The following is a 16153-nucleotide window of genomic DNA, read 5'->3' as shown; positions in this document are numbered from 1 at the left end:
GCAATCTGTACTGGTTTACTAATCTGTATGGTGAAAACAAAGGATACAGCATGACGCGCTACCAACATCTGGCCAATCTTCTGGCGGAACGCATTGAACAAGGGCTGTATCGCAGCGGCGAACGTTTGCCGTCGGTGCGTACGCTGAGCCAGGAGCACGGCGTGAGCATCAGCACCATACAGCAGGCCTACCATATTCTCGAAAACCTCCAGCTGATCACGCCTCAGCCGCGCTCCGGCTATTTTGTCTCTCAGCGCAAGGCCCAGCCGCCCGTTCCGGCCATGACGCGCCCGGTGCAGCGCCCCGTGGACGTCACCCAGTGGGATGAAGTGATGATGCTGCTGGACGCCCGCGCTGACAAAGAGATGATCTCCTTTGGCGGCGGATCGCCGGACGTTAACCAGCCGAGCCTGAAGCCGCTGTGGCGAGAGATGAGCCGCATTGCACAGCATAATCCGGCTGAAATGCTGAGCTATGACGTGCTCGACGGGCGCCTGGAGCTGCGCGAGCAGATCGCCCGCCTGATGCTCGACGGCGGTTCAACGGTGGCGGCGAACGAGATTGTCATCACCAACGGATGCCACGGCGCGCTGTCGATCGCCCTGCTCTCGGTGTGTAAACCCGGGGACATCGTGGCGGTGGAGTCGCCGTCGTTTCACGGCACCATGCAGATGCTGCGCGGGTTCGACATCAAGGCCATCGAGATCCCAACCGATCCTGAAACCGGGATCAGCATCGAGGCATTAGAGCTGGCGCTGGAGCAGTGGCCGATCAAGGCGGTGATCCTGGTGCCGAACTGCAATAACCCGCTCGGTTTTATCATGCCGGAAGCGCGCAAGAAGCAGGTGCTTGCGCTGGCCCAGCGGCACGATATCGTCATCGTTGAGGATGACATTTACGGCGAGCTGGCGGCAGAGTACCCGCGCCCGCGCACCATTCACTCGATGGACATAGATGGCCGCGTGATCCTCTGCAGCTCGTTTACCAAAACCGTGGCGCCGGGCCTGCGCGTCGGCTGGATTGTGCCGGGGCGCTATTACGACCGCGTGATGCACATGAAGTATGCCGCGGGCGGGTTTAACGTGCCGGGCACGCAGATGGCGGTAGCGGCGTTTGTGCGCGACGGCCATTACCATCGCCACGTGCGTCGCATGCGCCAGATTTATCAGCAGAATATGGAAACCTACACCTGCTGGGTGCGGCAGTATTTTCCGGCGGAGATTTGCGTCACGCGTCCGCAGGGCAGCTTCCTGCTGTGGATTGAGCTGCCGGAGAAGGTGGACATGGTGTGCGTCAGCAAACAGCTGTGCCGGCTGAAGATCCAGGCGGCGGCCGGGTCGCTGTTTTCCGCTTCCGGGAAGTACCGCAACTGCCTGCGGATCAACGTGGCGCTGCCGCCGACCGAGAAGAACCGCGAGGCGTTGAGAAAGATGGGCGAAGCGATTGTGATTGCGATGGAGGAGTAGTGCGTTTTTTGCCCTCACCCCAACCCTCTCCCACAGGGAGAGGGTGGAAATCGTCAACGACTCAGAACTTCCACGAAACGCTGCCCACAATGCTGCGTTCTGCACCGAAGTAGCAGTAGGAGAGCGAGTTACACGCCGCCACGTAGCTCTTGTCCGTCAGGTTATTGACGTTCAGCTGCGCGCTTACGCCCGTCAGGCCCAACTTCGACAGGTCATAGCCCACCACCATATCCACCAGCGTGTACGACGGTAGCGTATGGGTATTCTGGCGATCGCTGGTGATGCCGTTTACGTAGCGCACGCCGGAGCCAACGGTCAGGCCGTCCAGCGGGCCGGTTTTGACGTCGTAGCTCAGCCAGCCGCTGGCCATGTTACGCGGGGCATAGACGGCGCGCTTGCCCTCTTCCTCCGGGCTGCTCTTCTTGTAGCGAATGTCCGTATAGGTGTACGCCGCCTGCAGGCGCAGGCTGTCGGTCAGCTGACCAATCGCCTCCAGCTCTACGCCTTCGGACTCGATTTCACCGATGGAACGGTACGGATCGGTCGGTTCCTCTTTGGTGGCGATGTTCTTCTGGTTAATGCGGAACACCGAGGCGCTGAACTGGCTGTTCATCCCCTCCGGCTCATACTTCACGCCCGCTTCCCACTGTTTGCCCTTCATCGGGTCCAGAATATTGCCCTTCTCGTCGGCAAAGCTGGTCGGCGTAAAGGCGGTAGAGTAGCTCACGTACGGCGCGACGCCGTTATCAAACAGGTACAACAGTGCCGCGCGGCTGCTGAAGTTGTTCTTATCCAGATCGCTGCGGGTGTGGTTGAAGTTGTCGACGTTAGACACGCTCACCTGGTCGTAACGCCCGCCCAGCGTCAGGCGCCAGCGGTCAATGGACATCTGATCCTGCAGGTAGTAGCCGGTCTGGCGCAGCTTGTGTTTTTCCTTGCTGTACTGGGTGATGTAGTCCGGCTTCGCGCCGTACACCGGGTGGAAGGCGTCTATCGGCGGGAAGCCGCCGTAGTAGCCCTTCACATTGTTGCTGCGATCCTGATAGTCCATGCCGATCAGCACGCGGTGGTTTACCACTCCGGTGTCGAAGCTGCCGTCGACCTGGTTATCCAGGGTGATGGCGTTCATCTTCTCGTCAGAGCCGGAATAGCCGCGGTTGAGTTCAGTTTCATTCAGCCAGCCCGCGGCATACACCTGGTTCAGCTCCACTTTGGTGTGCAGGTAGCGAAGCTTCTGGCGCACCGACCAGCCGCTGTCGAACATATGCTCGACGTTATAGCCCACCATGTTTTCGCGACGATCGTATTTGTCGTAATCATCCTCCCCTTCATAGAAGGTATTGGAGATTTTCTTACCGTAGTGCGGATCTACCGTGCCGTCGTACGGCAGGCCGGAGTGGCTACCGCCTTCCGGATCGCGGTGCAGATAGGCCATCAGCTCCAGGCGGGTGTTATCGGTGATGCGCCAGGTCAGGCTCGGCATCAGGGCGTAACGCTCTTCCTTCAGCGGATCGAACTGTGAATCAGCGTAACGGGTCATCCCGCTCAGGCGCACCGCCACGCGGTCGTTATCGTCCACCGGCCCGGTGACGTCGAACATCGCCCCGCGCTGGTTATTGTTCCCGGCGAAAAGCTTGATCTCCCCGCCCGGATCGAACGACGGCTTGCGGGAGGTGAGCGCCACAATCCCGCCAGGCGACGAGCGCCCGTAGAGCACGGAGGCCGGGCCGCGCACCACCTCAATGTTGTCGAGGAACCACGGATCGACCACCAGCGAACTGTGGGAGTTGGTGTCGCCCATCATCTTCAGGCCGTCGAGGTAAACGTTATCCAGGCTACCGTCGGAGAAGCCGCGCAGAACGATATAGTCGAAGCGGTTAGAGGCACCAATCTGGTTGCTATACACGCCCGGCGTGTAGCTCACGGCCTGACGCACGCTGGTTGCGCCCTGCTCTTCGAACTGCTCGCGGGTGACGATAGAAACGGACTGCGGGGTTTCGATATCCGGCGTTTCAAGCTTGGTGGCGGCAGACTGCATCTGCGACGTGACCACCACGGTATCTGTTTTCTGCGCATCCTGCGCCATCAAAGGAAAAGCGACGCTACCGGTAACCCATCCCACCAGCAGTGCCAGACGCGATTTAGCAAACATGATCCTCTCCAAAGGCATTTCTAATTGTTAATAAGAATTATTACCTTTTTGATGCAGCAAACGGCTATGCGCGCCGCCAGGATATGTATGCGCAATGCCAAACCGCACGAATCACGTTCGCGCGGCGACAGAAATTACGTTAGCGGGTTTTACGTACGTCGCCGGGTGAAAGACCGTAATGACGACGAAAGGCGGTGGCGAAGTTCGTGGCGTGCTGATACCCGCTCATCCACGCGGCCTGCTGTACGCTGTGGCCTTCCAGCAGGTAGCGGCGCGCCAGCGCAAGGCGACAGTCGCGAAGGTAATCAAACAGCGTGCAGCCGTAGCGCTGGCGGAATTTGCTGCGCAGGCTGCTCTGACTCATTGCCGCCACGGCTGCAAGCTGCGCCAGCGTGTGATCCTGCTCCGGCGACTGCTCCAGCATACAGCGCACGCGCTCCAGGCGCGCATGTTCAGGCCGCGTTGGCCCGTTTTGCTGGAGATGGTCCAGGCCATGCCCCAGAAGCTGGTACATCAGCCCTTCCAGCAGCAGCTTGCGGGAAAGCGGGCTTAATCCCTGCCGTTGCGCGTGCTGAATTCCCGACAGGACGCATCCCGGCACCTGCCAGACGGACGCAGGAGGGTTCAGGGTCGCCCACTCCTGAAGCAGCGATTCCAGCAGGCTTTCACGCCGGGCATCGTTCGGGTAAACGCCGAACGAGAGCGTTTTCAGGGTGCTGTCGGCGTCATGACGGGCGTTCATCACCTGCTCCTCGCTCAGACGCGAGCTGAACGCCATGCCGGAGCGCACCGCGTACTCGCTGCCGTTGAGCATTAACGTCACGCATCCTTCGAGCACCACCAGCATATAGAGCGGGCTGTTATGGCGAGAGGTGGTTTCATAGGGCTGCAAAACGCGAACGTCTGAGTGGGTGAGCGAAATGCCGGAAGAGAGCATCATCTCCTCCACATCGCCGTGCAGCACCGGGCTGCCGATGGCCTGGGCATCCACAAGCTGCGGGAAGCGGTAGTCGATACCGTAGCGCTCGCCAAAGCCAATGAAGTCTTCGACGCAAAAGAGGCGTCGGGTGGACGTATTTCGGTGTGCAGACTGGGTCATAGTGGCATGTGCGTGGGCGGATAAGTGAGAAAGATTACCATTACGGTGGGGCAAAGGCTATGCCAGCGCGAAAGATTGCGGGGAAGAGGGGGCCGCACCGCTTCGAGTAAATAAGCGAAGCGTTATTTATCCATGCAGAAATAAAATAACAAGCTCCAGCCTGTGCCGGAGCCGTATATTATTTCAGGATGCAGTAAAGCACTATGCTTCCTGCCACTCAGCAAAAACCTCTTTATGGTTTTTGGTCAGGATGACTTTATTATCATCCACTTTATCGACCCAGCCGAGCGGAATATAGTGGTGTTTACCACCTGATTCCGGATCGCTTTTAGCAAGCTTGATACGTTCACCATCCAGATGATCCACAACACCGACGTGCGTTCCGCAGCTGGCTACAACCTGAGTGTGATCCTTAATTGCGCTTTTATCTACCATAATCATTCTCCTGTTTCGGTTATTTGGCTGTTGCACGGAATTAACTGTAGCGCATAAATTCCGATTTCAGGCGCTTATTATCATTTTGAAACATCATTGACAGGATCGCATATTATGTCTATTTAGCGCAGAGGCGAAAAAATAAGAATTAGATGAATTATTATCGACGGATTATTTATCTTTCATAATTAAACTATCGCAACCAACGAGGAGGTATTTATGACGATTCGCAATAATCGGACAGAAATTTCGCTGGCTCTTGGTGAGGCGGTTTTAGACATCGTGCAAAAGGGCCATGAGGTATCGCGAGAAAACCTGGCGCAGGCCATGAAAATCAAGGCGGAGAAAGAGCGCGACGATGAGCGGCTCCTGAACTACTGGAAGGCCTGTAATATGCTGGTTTGAATGAAGCGGCGTTTGGCCAGGCTAAACGCCGCCACCTGTTACTCGTCGAAGAACCAGTATCCCTGGTTAATCAGTCCGGTCAGCTCTTCAACAAAGGCCGGATTATCCAGCGCCTCGCCCAGCTCTGCCTGGCCCAGCTCGGTGTAACGGCACAGCGCATCCGCCGCGTTTGCATCTACGGTTTCCAGCTGCTCGCTGTTGATGAAGAAGCTGCCGTTGACGTTCAGCACGCGCAGGCCGCTCAGGCGCGACAGCGTCTCACCGCCCTGCAGCGCATCCAGCACCTCTTCCGGCGCATACGGCGGCTCGGCGGCAGCGATGTCCAGCTCGTGGCGCGGGGTTGAAACAAAGCTGCCGAACCATTTAGTGAAATCATCCGGCCTGCCGATCATGGCGATCATCATCTGGCGAATACGATCCAGCTCGTACTGCTCCACGCGGCCAGGATGCTCGCGACAGGTGAGATCCGGATCGCTGTAGTGCTCGCCGCCCAGGTCGTTTTCCAGCGCGTAATCGGCGAAGCTGCTGATCAGGTCGCGGCCGTTCGGCCCGCGGAAGCCCACGGAGTAGTTAAGCGCGGTTTCATGAGTAAAGCCGTCGTGCGGGAATCCAGGCGGAATGTAGAGGATATCGCCCGGGGCAAGATCTTCGTCGATGATCGGCTCAAACGGATCGACGTGCAGCAGCGCCGGGTGCGGGCAGAACTGACGCATCGGCAGCTTATCGCCCACGCGCCAGCGGCGGCTCCCCATCCCCTGAATGATAAACACGTCGTACTGATCGATATGCGGACCCACGCCGCCCCCGGGCACGGAGAAGGAGATCATCAGGTCGTCGAGACGCCAGTCCGGCAGGACGCGGAACGGACGCACCAGCTCCGCCGCCGGCATATGCCAGTGGTTTACCGCCTGCGCCAGCAGCGACCAGCCGGTTTCACCCAAATTGTCGAAATGCTCAAACGGACCATTGCTGGCCTGCCATTTTCCGTTGGAGTGGCTCACCAGACGGCTATCGACTTCCGGCTCCATCGCCAGCCCTGCCAGCTCGTCCGGGGTAATAGGATCGACAAAATTCGGGAAGGCATTTTTCAGCACTACGGGTTTTTTTTGCCAGTATTTTTCAAGAAATTCCGGCCAGTTCAGGTTCAGTTGATACGCCATGGTAAGCACCAGTGAGAGGGTAAACAGGCGCGATTATAGGCAAGAAAGCAGAGGGGGAACTTGTCATGGGTCAAACCAGCACGCGTAGGTCGGGTAAGGCGAAGCCGCCACCCGACACCTACGCGCGGCTAAAAATTAATCCAGCTTCAGCTCGTCATAGTGGGTAATCAGCTTGCCCACGATGCCGTAGTCCAGCGCTTCTGCCGGAGACATCCAGAAGTTGCGATCGGTATCTTTTTTCACTTTTTCCAGCGGCTGGCCGGTGGCGTCAGCGATCAGCTTGTTCACGCGATCCAGCATGCGGATGATCTCGCGCGCTTCGATTTCGATATCCGTCGCCTGACCGCGCACGCCGCCCAGCGGCTGGTGGATCATAAAGCGGGTGTTCGGCAGGGAGTAACGGTGCTCTTTTTTCGCCGCCAGGAAGATGGTGATCCCGGCGCTTGCCACCCAGCCGGTGCCGATAACGTGCACTTCCGGACGAATAAATTTGATGAAGTCGTGGATGGTATCGCCCGCTTCCACGTGGCCGCCCTGGCTGTTGATGTACAGCTTGATCGGATCGTTGCTGACGCTCTGCAGCAGGATCATCTGGGTGATGACCTTCTGGGCCAGCTCCTGGTTGATCTCACCGGAGATCACAATCGAACGCGATTCCAGCAGTTTTTGCTGCAGAGCGCCCGCGCCGGTTGTCCCTTCCGCTTTATCCTTGTCGCTTTCTTTCAGTGTGTAGTGCATTGTTATTTCCTCAGCTTGTCGCGCTCAAAACCAGAGTGTAGCCTGTTTTACCGGTGAAAGTCCTCACGGACACATAACGAGGGAACTTATGAAAATTGCACACGTCGCGCTCTGGACCCGCAGGCTGGAAGCTCAGGTTGCGTTCTGGACAACCGTTTTTGGCGGGCAGAGTAACGAACGCTACGTCAGTAAAAATCGGCCGGGATTTGCATCGCACTTTATTACGCTTGAGGGCGGGCCGACCATTGAACTGATGACGGTTCCGGATCTGCCCGACGCGCCCGCGCATCCGGAGTTTGTGGGCTGGGCGCATATCGCCATTGATGTTGGCAGCAGGGCCAGGGTAGACAGCATGGCGGAGCAGGCGCGCGCAGGCGACACGCTGCTCAGCGCCCCGCGCATGACCGGCGATGGCTTTTATGAAGCGGTGATTGCCGATCCGGACGGCAACCGGGTTGAGCTTGTCGGTGCATAAAAACAGCGTTTCGTTACTAACCAATCCGCCACATATTCATTACACTTTAATATCATTTTCATATTGGTAAATGATAATGATAACTAATGTGTTAGTATGAATGCGCAGTGCAAACAGTCCCTTACGGTTATAAGGGGCTGCTTTTCCTCTCGATTTTTTACCGATCACACACCGGGGCGTGAATGGAACACATTGTTTATGTGGTTGATGACGATGACGCTGTCAGGCACTCCGTAATCGGTCTGCTGGAGTCTTCAGACCTGCACGCCATCGGGTTTTCATCGGCAGAAACGTTCCTTCAGCACCGCTTCGAAGATCTGCCCTCCTGCGTGATCCTCGATATGCAGATGCCCGCCATCAGCGGCTTTGATGTGGCAGATGCCCTGAAGGCCAGCGGGCGAGAGATACCCATTATCTTTCTTACCGGCCACGGCACCATCCCGATGTCCGTTCGGGCGATTAAGGGCGGTGCCTACGAATTCCTCACCAAACCCGTTGAATCCAGTGCCTTAATTGATTCCATTGAATCAGCGCTGAAGCTGGCGCAAAGCAATGCGGCTCAGTTTAAGGAGCATTACGCCCTGAAGCAGCGCCATATGTCTCTTACCCCGCGCGAGCATGAAGTGCTCCAGCTGGCGATTAGCGGCCTGTTGAACAAGCAGATCGCCGCCGAGCTGGGCGTGAGCGAAATTACGGTTAAGGTGCACCGCCGCCGCGTGATGGACAAAATGCAGGTGCGCTCCGTGGCCGAGCTGGTCAGGGCCGTTGAGCGCCTGACCAAAAGCCAGCCGGTGGATTAACCTCAGCTTTCCTGCTCGGCCAGCGGCAACGCAAAGGCAAAGACGGTGCCGTAAGGATCGCCGCGGCGGGCGGACAGCCTGCCCCGATGGCGTTCGATAATGCTGGCGCTGATGGTCAGCCCCATCCCCATGCCCTGCGCTTTGGTCGAGTAGAACGAATCAAAAATGCGCTCGGTAAGCTCAGGTTCAATGCCGCTGCCGGTGTCCGCAATCTCGAAAATCACTTTATTATCAACGCAGTTAGCGGTGGATATCGTGATGCAGCATGGACGATCCGTCACCTCCGCCATCGCCTCCACCGCGTTCATCACAAGGTTGAGCAGCACCTGCTGGATCTGCACGCTGTCGCCGGTGATAAAGCTGTTCCGGGCATGCAACAGATAATCAACGCTTATATGTCGCTGCTCCAGCTCGCTGCGCGAGAGGGTGATGATGTGATGGATCAGGTAGTGCAGATCGATGCGCGTAAAGGTCGGATCCTGCTTGCGCGTCAGAGACTGAATGCTGCGAATAATCTCCCCCGCCCGCTCGCCTTCCGCGGCGATCTCCTCCAGGCCTTCGCACACCTTATCCAGCCGGGCGGGCTCCCGGTTGAGCCAGCGCAGGCTTGCCCCGGCGTTAGAGACAATCGACATCAGCGGCTGGTTGATCTCGTGGGCGATGGATGAGGTGAGCTGGCCAACGGTAGTCGCCCTCGACACCCGGGCCAGATCCGCCTGCGCCACCCGCATGGCATCCTCCGCCGCCCGCTGGCTGGTGATGTCGGTGATGATCCCGTAATACTCGTTCACCTCGCTGCCGACGCCGACCGGATCGCCGATCCCCAGAATGTAGCGCACGGAGCCGTCGGTGCGGGTTATGCGGAACTCCGCCCGCATGGAAAGCCCGTCGCGCACGCTCTGGTTGACGAGAGCGCTGATCCGGGCGTAATCGTCCTGATGCACAAAGGTCAGAAATTCCGCCATGGAGATCATCTTTTGCTGTTCAGGCAGGCCGAGGATGCGGGCGTACTCTTCGGACATAAACATCAGATCCTGCACCAGCTCCCAGCGCCAGCTGCCGGTGTGGCTGATCTGCTCGCCCAGCATCAGCGAGGTCTGGCTGGCGCGCAGCTCTTTCTCCACGCGCCTGCGCTGGATGTTCTCCGCCAGCAGTTCCGCATACAGGCGCGCCGTCTCCAGCGAAACCGCAGCCTGCGCGCCCAGGAGGCTCACCACCCGCGAGTCCTCGGCGGTAAAAACCTCCGGCATCAGGCGGTTTTCCAGATACAGCACGCCCACCAGCCGCGCCTGCTTGAACATCGGGACGCACATCACGGCGGCGCCGGACGTCACCAGATAGGGGTCCTGGCTGAACGGATGAAACTCCTCCGGCTTGCCGGTGCGGATCTCCTGCCCGGTGCGGATCACCGCCGCCAGCACGGACAGCGGCATGTCGGTAGCCATCGGCGCGTCTTTGAGGATACGCACCCGCACGCCTTCGGCGCTGGTCCAGGCGCTGGCCTCGATCTCCGGAATAAGGTTGTCATTGACGCGCAGCAGCAGGCCGCGCTGCGCCCCGGCGCGTTCGAGCAGGAGCGTCATCAGGTTTTCAATCAGGCGTTCCAGGTTAATTTCTTCCGACAGCGCACGCGACGCTTTGATCACGCTCTGCAGGTCGCGGATCACCTCGTTCTGAGCATAGGCCACCGTGTCGTAGCCGCTGGCCTGCCCGGCGGCCAGAAGGTGCGGGAAATCCTGCTCCAGCTGGCGCACTTTGGCCTGCGCGCCCGCGCGGCCCCAGGCGGCAATCGACCCGCGAAAATGGGCGTCCGAGGCGGTCGGGTAGCCGCAGGCCAGCGAGAAGCGCCCCGCCAGCTCGTGTGCCAGGGCGTTGATGGGATTAAACCCGCCCTCGCGCGACAGCCGCACCGCCTTTTCATACTGCTCCAGCGCGATGCTGTTCATGCCGTCCAGACGAACGATTTCGGCGTAAATCAGTGCCTCTTTATCGGCGAACGTGCCCGGATTAACGCGCGCCCAGAGGGCAATTTTGTCGTAGTGGAAATGAATGCTGCGGCGGTAATCCGCCGAGAAGGTTTCCGGCGTCAGCTGCCGCGAGAGCGCCAGCGCGCTGTAGAGATGGTAATCCAGCAGGTGAATATGGCCCGGCGCGGACCACGCGTACCAGCCCGCCATCTCCAGATCCGCCTGCGCGTCCGCATACTCGCCGCAGGTAAAGTGCGCCATCCCGCGATAGAGCCAGTACCAGAACAACATGGTCGAGGTCTGCTCGGGCGCCTGCTCCGGCGGCGCGGGCAGCAGATCCTCCGGCAGCGCCTGCGCGGCGCTCCAGGTGCCGATCGCAGGGGTGCGCAAAAACTCCACGTAGCGCCGCTGGATCTGCAGGACGGTTTCAATGTCCTGGAAGTGCGTTTTGCGCACGAAGGCCAGCCCGCGCTCGATGCTGGTCAGCACGCCGTCCAGGTGATCGCCCCGGGAGAGGAAGTTGATGATCTGATGGCAGGCGGCAAAGCAGGCCATCGTCATGTCGCCGTGGGTCACCGCCGAGGTGAAGCAGGCTTTCGCGCACTCGATGGTGTACGACAGCGGCTGGGTCCAGACGCTGAGCTGGTCAAGCGGCAGCAGCGTTTTGGCTTCATAGGCACCGTAGCCGTGACGGTTCACCAGCTCGCGGGCCAGCGTGCCGTACTCAAACCCCAGACGGTACTCGCCGTAACGGTGACCAATCAGCACGCCAAACCAGGCCATAGCGGTAGTGGACGCGCCCGTAATGCCGCGATCGAGCGTCAGGTGCATCATCCGGCAAAGCAGCAGGAAGTGCAGGCGCGGGCAGGTAAAGCTGGCGAAAATGCTGGCGCTGTAGAGCAGATTCATCACCGCTTCGGTCTCAGCGCTCTCCATGACCGTCAACCGGGCGAACGGGTTCTGCGCCGCATCGCCCGTGCGGGTGCAGAACTGCTGCCAGGCCTCGTCGCACTCGGCGTTTTCCGGATAGCGGCTGATCTGGATGCCAAACACGCCCAGCCAGCAGAGCGCCGCTTCCAGCGCCAGCCGGATATCCGACTGGCGCATATAGACCTCCGCCAGCAGGTTAGCCGCCAGCGCTTTTTCCGTCAGCCCGCCCGGCGAGCCGAGAATGGCGTCGCACAGCTCGCGCGTGCGCTCAAGATGGCCCAGCGCGAACTCGCACCCCGCCTCTTCGATATCGAGAATAAAATCAGACACCGCGCCGGCATTGCCCAGCGCTCTGGCGGTCTGGATATAGCCGAGCGCCGACGCGTAGTCCCCGGTGCGCCTGGCGCGTCGCGCGGCGAGCAGGCTCAGCTCGCGGAACATCTGGCGCTGCGGCGCAGGCTGAATGCAGTCCAGCGCAGCGGTAACGTGGTGCACGGCGCGGAACAGCAGCTCGTTGCCCGCCGCCTGACGCGCGGCATCGGCCAGCAGGCGGGCAGTCGTCAGGTGCAGATGGCTCTTTTCAGCCGGGTCCAGCAGCGCAAAGGCCGCTTCCTGCACCCTGTCGTGGGTGAAAGCGTACTCTTTTTCCGTCAGCACAATCAGCTGCGCGATCACCGCCGGGTGCAGCGCATAGCGGATTTCCGCCACCGACACGCCCACCACGCGGCACATCATCTCCAGCTCCCCCGTGCAGCCCAGGCAGGCGATGCTGCCCAGCAGGCGGCGCGTCTCTTCGGGCATCTCCTTGAGCTGCTCAAGCACCAGGGTGACCACGTTCTCGGTGTAGTGCCGGGCGCGGATGGCCTGCAGATCGTACTGCCATTTGTCCTGGTATTTGCTATGCACCACCAGCCCGTCGTCGACGATGCGGCGGAAAAACTCATGCACAAACAGCGGGTTGCCGCCGGTCTTTTCATGGATAAGGGTAGCAAGATCGGCGGTGCTGGCGCTGCGGACATGGAAGATGCTGCCCAGCCAGCGCGCCACGGCCTTCACCGTAAGCGGCTGCGGGATAATGGTGGTCGCGTTCTGCGCCGAATCCGGCAGGCTCGCCAGCTGCTTTTGCAGGAAAGCGTCAGAGAGCGAGCCGATATCCCGGTGGGCCACCACCACCAGCAGCGGGATCGCGCCGCAGGTGACCAGCAGGTGTTTTAGCGTTTGCAGGCTAGCGGCATCAATCCACTGAATATCATCCAGCAGGAGCACCAGCGGCGCGCCCTGGGTGGCAAAGGTTCTGACCAGCGCCAGCATCATGTGGCTAAAGCGCGCCCGCGCGTCGATGGAAAACGTATCCGCAGAGAGGCGCGGCTTGCTCTCCACGAGTAAATTCAGCTCCGGCACCAGGCTGACGGCCAGCTCCTCGTAGCCCTCAAGGGCGCGGGTCAGGCGGATTTTCCACTTCGTCACCTCCTCCGCCGGCAGGCCAAGCAGGTGCAGCGTCAGGGAACGAAACGCCGAGCTCAGCACGCCGTAGGGCAACGAGGATGAAAACTGATCGACCTTCCCCACCGCCAGCAGCACCTTGCGCTGCTGAAGCGCCTTTAGCGCGGTGGCGATGACGGAGGATTTGCCGATCCCCGAGGGGCCGCCAATGATGACCAGCTCCGGCACGCCGTTCTGCCCGACGCGTTCGAACGCGGCAAGGGCTTCATTGGCCTGCGGATGGGCGGCAAACAGCGCATCCGCCAGATGAATGGCCGGGGAACGGTCCTGCTGGCCGGGAATAAAGCGGGCAATCTCGCCTTCGGCGGTCAGCGTCGCCTGGCAGCGCCGGAGATCGGCAATCAGGCCATCGACCGTCTGATAACGGTTCTCCGGGCTCTTCTCCAGCAGCTTGAGGATTATCGTCGAAAGCATTTCCGGCACGTCCGGGCGTACCTGCCCCGGGGCAAGCGGCTCGGAGGCAATGTGATAGTGCGCCCAGTGGGTCTGGTCGTCTGCGCTCCGTTCAAACGGCAGACGCCCGGTGAGAAGCTCGTACAGCACCATACCAAGGCTGTAGAGATCGCTGCGGCCATCCACGGCGCGCCGGGTGCGGGTGGTGTGTTCCGGCGACATATAGGCAGGCGTCCCGCCCGCGACCGCAAGCCGGGTCAGGGAGAAGGCCTCGGAGGTGCTGCTGGAGAGGCCAAAGCTGCCCAGGCGGCAGGTGGCGTCGTGATGCACAAAAATATTGCCGGGCTTGATGTCGCCGTGAATGAGGTTCTGCAGGTGCATCTGGCGCAGGGGAACGCAGATGCGGATTGCCAGCTCGATAAAGCGAGAGATGCCGGAGATCGCCTTGCCCGCCCGGCGCGCCAGCAGCTCAAAGGAGAACGGGGCATAGACCAGCGCGAAGCGTCCGCGGTACTGGGTTGAGGCCACGGCCCGAATCGCCCAGCCGTCGTGAAGCCGATCGCGCAGGGCAAACTCGTTTTTCAGCAGCCGGGTGGCCCGCTCCTCTTCTTCATCGCTGACCGCGGTGGCAATAATAAACGAACCGCCGGACTGGGGATGCCGCCCGTTCATCCAGGCGATGCCGCCCTCCTGCGCCAGCACGGTAAAAATCACATCCTCTTTCAGTACAAAGGCCCGCCCGTCGTGAAGATCCCCACGGGCAGGCCAAAATGCAGGCGACGCTTGTTCGTTCATCCGCGATCCTTATTGTCGGCGGGCCAGCTCCCGCTGAATGTGATCCAGCAGAATATCGATGTTAATAGGCTTACGCAAAAATGCAGCGGCGCCCAGGCTGAGAGCGTACCGCTGCATATTTTCATCAGCATGACCGGATATGAAGAGTATTGGCGGCGGCGGCACGGCCAGCAAGCGCAGCTTCTCAAGCAGCTCAATGCCGTTCATGCCGCGCAGCTTGATGTCGGCGATCACCAGCGCGGCGTCGGACAGCGCGAGAGGATGGCTCAAAAACACCTCTGCCGAATCAAAGGTATCGGTCGTATACCCTTCCGACTGCAGCAGGTTACTCAGCCCGCTGCGGACAGAACGTTCGTCATCAATGATGGCAATGCGCCACGGCAGCGTCATGCTGTCTTTCCTCAAACAAAGCGTTACGCGTCGCGGCTTTCCTTCGCGGGCGCAGGGGGCGCAGTCCCGCTGATTTTCGGCACGCATTCGTGGCGAAACCAGGCCAGGGTAAGCGGTTCACGGCTCAATAGACGACGCCCGATGGGGATCAGCTGTTCTCCCACCAGCATGCCGAACAGGCCAAGCAGCGCGACCACCGGCGGGGCCGGTGAATGGACGTCGAGCAGGGCGTAAATTACCCCAGCAGCCACGCCGCATACCAGCGAAATTATCCAGGCCTTCATGATGACGCACCCAAAGGGGGCTGCGCCTGCGGAACCGTCACCTGCACGCTGGCGGCGGCGTCGCGGGACATCAGATGGCGCATCGCCTGGTCGCCCGCCAGCATGCCCAGCAGGCCAATCAGCGCCAGCGCCGGCGGCGCGGGGGAGCGCACCTTCAGCACGGCATACATCAGGCCGATCAGCACGCCTGCCGCGAGGGATATCAACCCTGTACTCATTGTGAACTCCAGAGAAAGAGGCAGCGGCGAGCCGGATGAGGGACCAGCCCGCCAGCGGAACTTAGCGAGCCGGGACCGGCGCTAAGGTGCGGTGCTCGCTCTTCTGGCGAGACGGCGCTTTGTGCACCATGGTGTAGGCGTAATCCACGCCCATGCCGTACGCGCCGGAGTGCTCGCGCACGATGTCCATCACCGCGGTGTAGGTCTCTTTACGCGCCCAGTCGCGCTGCCACTCCAGCATCACCTGCTGCCAGGTCACCGGGATCACGCCCGCCTGGATCATGCGCTGCATCGCGAAGTCGTGGGCTTCTTTAGAGGTGCCGCCGGACGCGTCCGCCACCATATAAATTTCGTAGTCGCCTTCCAGCATCGCGCACAGGGCAAAGCTGTTGTTGCACACTTCGGTCCACAGGCCGGCAACCACCACCTTCTTCTTGCCGTTGGCCTGCAGCGCGTCGCGCACCTTCTGGTCGTCCCAGGAGTTCATGGAGGTACGCTCCAGGATGTCCTGGCCCGGGAACACGTCCAGCAGCTCCGGATAGGTATTGCCGGAGAAGCTTTCGGTCTCAACGGTAGTGATGATGGTCGGGATGTTGAATACTTTTGCCGCTTTCGCCAGCGCCACGGTGTTGTTTTTCAGCACCTGGCGGTCAATCGACTGCACGCCAAACGCCATCTGAGGCTGGTGGTCGATGAAGATTACCTGACAGTTCGCAGGGGTTAAGACTTCGAGCTTTGAAGAGGTCATAAGATTATCCAGTGAGGTTAAAGGTTAAAATCGCCGTGAAGAGCACGCCGATAAAATCGCATTCATCCTATGACCCGCGCCGCCCGGGCGTAATTATCTCTTCGTATAGTTAACCTTAGGTATAGTTATACTTTGGTATACCTATCCTATTGTATAACTGGATCTTTGCCGAAACCGGTTCCCATAATCCTGACC

General features: G+C 59.9%; 14 protein-coding genes. 4 read left to right on the top strand and 10 right to left on the bottom strand.

Features of this window, described 5'->3' with window-relative positions; all coding sequences use genetic code 11:
- Positions 1-50: 50 nt before the first annotated feature.
- The gene (locus tag VPX56_RS03305; protein WP_326469859.1) at positions 51-1466 is read left to right on the top strand and encodes an aminotransferase-like domain-containing protein; all 1416 of its coding nucleotides are present in this window, start codon (positions 51-53) and stop codon (positions 1464-1466) included.
- Between the two features lie 61 nt (positions 1467-1527).
- On the opposite strand, the gene foxA is transcribed toward VPX56_RS03305, so the two are convergent.
- From foxA to VPX56_RS03290, 3 genes are all read right to left on the bottom strand, one after another.
- Positions 1528-3636 carry a ferrioxamine B receptor FoxA gene (gene foxA, locus VPX56_RS03300; protein WP_326469857.1) on the bottom strand — a complete coding sequence of 703 codons (2109 nt, stop codon included), beginning with the start codon at positions 3634-3636 and terminating at the stop codon, positions 1528-1530.
- A 121-nt stretch (positions 3637-3757) separates the two neighbouring features.
- Positions 3758-4717, bottom strand: a complete 960-nt coding sequence (locus VPX56_RS03295) for a helix-turn-helix transcriptional regulator (protein ID WP_131634097.1) — start codon at positions 4715-4717, stop codon at positions 3758-3760.
- 201 nt (positions 4718-4918) lie between these two features.
- Positions 4919-5152 carry a DUF2171 domain-containing protein gene (locus VPX56_RS03290; RefSeq protein ID WP_131634098.1) on the bottom strand — a complete coding sequence of 78 codons (234 nt, stop codon included), beginning with the start codon at positions 5150-5152 and terminating at the stop codon, positions 4919-4921.
- Between the two features lie 219 nt (positions 5153-5371).
- Between VPX56_RS03290 and VPX56_RS03285 the strand changes: the two genes are divergently transcribed.
- Positions 5372-5557: a hypothetical protein gene (locus VPX56_RS03285; RefSeq protein WP_010427252.1), complete on the top strand. Its 186-nt coding sequence runs from the start codon at positions 5372-5374 to the stop codon at positions 5555-5557.
- A gap of 38 nt (positions 5558-5595) precedes the next feature.
- Here VPX56_RS03285 and VPX56_RS03280 read toward each other — a convergent pair whose 3' ends face one another.
- Positions 5596-6717, bottom strand: a complete 1122-nt coding sequence (locus tag VPX56_RS03280; protein WP_326469853.1) for a ribosomal protein uL16 3-hydroxylase — start codon at positions 6715-6717, stop codon at positions 5596-5598.
- 135 nt (positions 6718-6852) lie between these two features.
- Positions 6853-7455 (bottom strand): ATP-dependent Clp protease proteolytic subunit, encoded by a 603-nt coding sequence (locus VPX56_RS03275; protein ID WP_131634100.1) that lies wholly within the window; start codon positions 7453-7455, stop codon positions 6853-6855.
- A gap of 88 nt (positions 7456-7543) precedes the next feature.
- On the opposite strand from VPX56_RS03275, the gene VPX56_RS03270 reads away from it, so the two are divergent.
- Both VPX56_RS03270 and VPX56_RS03265 read left to right on the top strand, forming a co-directional pair.
- A complete protein-coding gene (locus VPX56_RS03270) occupies positions 7544-7930 on the top strand; it encodes a VOC family protein (RefSeq protein WP_326469850.1) in 387 nt (128 codons plus the stop codon).
- A 182-nt stretch (positions 7931-8112) separates the two neighbouring features.
- On the top strand, positions 8113-8730 hold the full coding sequence (locus VPX56_RS03265) for a response regulator transcription factor (protein ID WP_326469848.1): 618 nt from the start codon (positions 8113-8115) through the stop codon (positions 8728-8730).
- Positions 8731-8732: 2 nt separating this feature from the next.
- On the opposite strand, the gene VPX56_RS03260 is transcribed toward VPX56_RS03265, so the two are convergent.
- The 5 genes from VPX56_RS03260 to VPX56_RS03240 form a co-directional block, all read right to left on the bottom strand.
- Complete coding sequence (locus tag VPX56_RS03260; protein ID WP_326469846.1) at positions 8733-14318, bottom strand: trifunctional serine/threonine-protein kinase/ATP-binding protein/sensor histidine kinase; 5586 nt, start codon at positions 14316-14318, stop codon at positions 8733-8735.
- 9 nt (positions 14319-14327) lie between these two features.
- The gene (locus VPX56_RS03255; RefSeq protein WP_131634104.1) at positions 14328-14708 is read right to left on the bottom strand and encodes a response regulator transcription factor; all 381 of its coding nucleotides are present in this window, start codon (positions 14706-14708) and stop codon (positions 14328-14330) included.
- A 23-nt stretch (positions 14709-14731) separates the two neighbouring features.
- A complete protein-coding gene (locus VPX56_RS03250) occupies positions 14732-14992 on the bottom strand; it encodes a XapX domain-containing protein (protein ID WP_131634105.1) in 261 nt (86 codons plus the stop codon).
- A complete protein-coding gene (locus tag VPX56_RS03245) occupies positions 14989-15210 on the bottom strand; it encodes a DUF1427 family protein (protein WP_326469844.1) in 222 nt (73 codons plus the stop codon). The genes VPX56_RS03250 and VPX56_RS03245 overlap by 4 nt, the downstream gene beginning before the upstream one ends.
- A gap of 61 nt (positions 15211-15271) precedes the next feature.
- Positions 15272-15958, bottom strand: a complete 687-nt coding sequence (locus VPX56_RS03240; RefSeq protein ID WP_326469842.1) for a hydrolase — start codon at positions 15956-15958, stop codon at positions 15272-15274.
- Between the last annotated feature and the right edge of the window lie 195 nt (positions 15959-16153).

The organism is Enterobacter wuhouensis (assembly GCF_035835995.1).
GTDB lineage: Bacteria > Pseudomonadota > Gammaproteobacteria > Enterobacterales > Enterobacteriaceae > Enterobacter > Enterobacter wuhouensis.
The sequence above is the reverse complement of the archived record's forward strand: the minus strand, read 5'-3'. Positions and strand labels throughout refer to the sequence as shown.